This is a genomic window from Halomonas sp. ND22Bw (assembly GCF_003011945.1).
Taxonomy (GTDB): domain Bacteria; phylum Pseudomonadota; class Gammaproteobacteria; order Pseudomonadales; family Halomonadaceae; genus Halomonas; species Halomonas halophila.
Map to the genome: position 1 here is coordinate 1 of NZ_PXWD01000327.1, position 369 is coordinate 369.

The 369-nt window shown below is 71.8% G+C and carries 1 protein-coding gene; it reads right to left on the reverse strand.

The window, feature by feature from the left end; all coding sequences use genetic code 11:
* Positions 1–369 (reverse strand): Plug domain-containing protein (locus CVH10_RS18290; protein WP_219924796.1); only part of this gene is annotated, 369 nt, incomplete at both ends.

The window sequence follows — 369 nt, forward strand, 5'->3', positions numbered from 1 at the left end:
TGGCCTCGGCCGGGTCGGTCGCCACGGCGTGGTCGGGCGAGACCGAACTGGCGTCGATCAGACCGATGCCGTTGGTCAGCACCTGGACGCGCGGCCCGCTCAAGCCCCGGATGACCGGACGGCTGGCGCCCGGCGCAAAGTCGGTGGAGCGGACGCCCGGACGCCCGTTCAACAGGTCTCCCAACGACGCGGCCGGCGCGGTGGCCAAGGTCTGTTCGTCCAGCACGTCGGTAGCGATGACCGCCGCCCTCTGGCTGACGCCATAGGGAACGCCCGTGACGATGACGTCATCGACCGTGGTCGGCGTGTTGGCGGTCGATTGCGCGGCGGCGGCGCCGGCCAGCACGGTGGAGCCGACCGCAGCCAGAA